The organism is Anaerovirgula multivorans (assembly GCF_900188145.1).
In the GTDB taxonomy this organism is placed as follows: Bacteria; Bacillota; Clostridia; order Peptostreptococcales; family Natronincolaceae; genus Anaerovirgula; species Anaerovirgula multivorans.
Map to the genome: position 1 here is coordinate 1 of NZ_FZOJ01000085.1, position 2,472 is coordinate 2,472.

General features: G+C 38.6%; 3 protein-coding genes. All 3 read left to right on the forward strand.

Annotated features, from left to right (window positions below):
• The first annotated feature begins 75 nt into the window (after positions 1-75).
• Positions 76-408 (forward strand): IS66 family insertion sequence element accessory protein TnpA, encoded by a 333-nt coding sequence (tnpA, locus tag CHB72_RS25540; protein WP_089285681.1) that lies wholly within the window; start codon positions 76-78, stop codon positions 406-408.
• On the forward strand, positions 402-758 hold the full coding sequence (gene tnpB / locus CHB72_RS25545; protein ID WP_089285682.1) for an IS66 family insertion sequence element accessory protein TnpB: 357 nt from the start codon (positions 402-404) through the stop codon (positions 756-758). The genes tnpA and tnpB overlap by 7 nt, the downstream gene beginning before the upstream one ends.
• 76 nt (positions 759-834) lie before the next feature.
• Complete coding sequence (tnpC, locus tag CHB72_RS25550) at positions 835-2,427, forward strand: IS66 family transposase (protein ID WP_089285683.1); 1,593 nt, start codon at positions 835-837, stop codon at positions 2,425-2,427.
• Positions 2,428-2,472 lie beyond the last annotated feature (45 nt).

The following is a 2,472-nucleotide window of genomic DNA, read 5'->3' on the forward strand; positions in this document are numbered from 1 at the left end:
GTAAGCGTCAACTCCAACCCACATTTTAATCAGCTCAAGATCATGAGATAATTTTCCCAAAGGAGGATGATTATCATGAGTAAAGAAGAAACTAGATTAATGTGGATAGAGCGTATTGAAGCATACCGTTTAAGCGGCTTGTCAGCAAAGAAATGGTGTGAAGAAAATGAAATTAATTTTCATGCTTTAAGCTACTGGTCTCGCAAATTTAAAAAAGAAAAAGCTGCTACTGGTGATTCCAAGCAGTGGCTGTCTGTTGAAATTCCTAAGTCCCCTAAAGAAGTATTAAAGCCTAATTCATCTACAGCCATTAAAGTACAGATTGGCGTAGGAACCATTGAAGTTGAAGCTGGTTTTGATGCAGCTGCTTTTAAAAATGTTGTAAGGATTTTATCTGAAATATGCTAAGGCAAAATCGAATTGATAATGTGCATCTTGCCTTAGGACCAACAGATCTTAGAAAATCCGTTGATGGCTTAGCTTTAATTGTAAGTGAAAGCTTTAAGCTGGATCCCTTCTCAAGAAGTCTCTTTGTCTTTTGCAATCGTAAACGAGATAAAATCAAAATCCTTGAGTGGGACTATAATGGTTTTTGGCTGCACTATAAACGTCTAGAAAAAAGCACCTTTGATTGGCCTGATGGTAATGAAGGTACCTCTTTAGCTATAGGCGAAAGAGAACTAAGCTGGCTATTAGATGGTTTATCCATTCATCAAAATCATGCCCATAAGGAAGTCCTAGAACGCATCATGATATAGCTGTAAACATTGAAAAAAAATGTTTTTTATGAATTTAACTCTTTTTTTGTCGCTTCAAAAATGGTATAATAGATACATGAAAACTATTGAAAATTCAACTAAAAATCAACTTAATAACCAGGAAGAGTCTATTGAAGTTCTACAGAATAAATGTGCCCTTTTGGAGCAGGAAAATCAAGAGCTATCTGCAAAAGTAGCCTGGTATGAAGAGCAAATTCGTAAGGGAGCTCATCAAAAATACGGTGCTTCCAGCGAAAAAACCCCAGATGACCAGCTTTCCTTTTTCAATGAGGCTGAAAAAGCCATGCGTCCAAATTTAAAGGAGCCTGATCTTGAGGAGATCACCTACAAAAGACGTAAATCAAAGGGACTAAACAAGAATACATGGGCTGATCTTCCTGTTGAAGTAATAGAGTATCATTTACCTGATGAAGAAGAATCTTGTCCTGAATGTTCTCACCCCCTTCATATTATGAGCAAGGAAATCCGTAAAGAGATTAAAATCGTTCCTGCTCAAGTAAAAATTGTAGAGCATGTTCGTCATGTATATTCCTGTAGGCAATGTGAGAAGGATAATATTCATACCCCTGTTATTACGGCTAAAGCACCAGCCCCTGTTATACCAGGTAGCTTTGTGTCCCCATCTCTCATGGCCTTTGTTATGAATAGAAAATATACTGAAGCCATACCCCTTTATCGTCAGGAGCAGCAGTTTGTTAACTTTGGCATAGAACTCTCAAGACAAAACCTTGCTAACTGGATGATAAAGGGCTCAGACTGGCTAAAATTTATCTATGACCGTCTTCATGAGAGACTCCTTATGGAAACCTACATCCACGCAGATGAAACCACTCTTCAAGTTCTTAGCGAAGATAAGAAATCTGCCACCAGCAAGTCCTACATGTGGTTGTATGCCACTGGAAAATTTGGCCCGAAAATTTTCCTCTATGACTATACCCCTTCAAGGGCAGGTAAGCATCCTAAATCCTTTCTACAAGGCTTTAAAGGATACTTGCAAACCGATGGTTATCAGGCCTACAATGATGTAGAAGATGTTACCATCATGGGATGCTTTGCTCATGCGAGGCGAGGCTTTGTAGATGCCATTAAGGCACTACCTAAAAATGCAGATACCTCCACCACCCTAGCAAAGGAAGGTCGAGATTACTGCAACCAACTCTTTCATCTTGAAAGGGGTTACCTAGAGCTTAGTCAGGAGGAACGCTATACAAAACGCCTAGAATACAGCAAGCCAGTTCTTGAGGCTTTCTTGGCATGGTTAAATACTAATAAGCCAAAAGTACTTCCTAAAAGTGGTTTAGGTAAAGCTATCACCTACTGCCTAAATCAATGGAATAAGCTTGAAACCTTCCTTAAGGATGGAGCTATTGAAATTAGTAATAACAGAGCTGAAAGGGCTATCAAACCCTTTGTAATTGGGAGAAAAAATTGGCTCTTTAGCAAATCTCCCAATGGTGCCACAGCCAGTGCTATCATCTACAGTATCGTAGAAACAGCTAAAGCAAATAACTTAAGTCCTTTTCACTATCTTGAATATTTATTTGAAAGACTGCCAAATATAGATATTACTAACTCTAAAAAAATTGATGGACTACTACCTTGGTCAGAATCCATACCTCAATCCTGCAAAGTGCCATCTGAAAATTAATGATCAAGCCCATATCTGTCAAGGTGTGGGCATTTTGACGCTTAC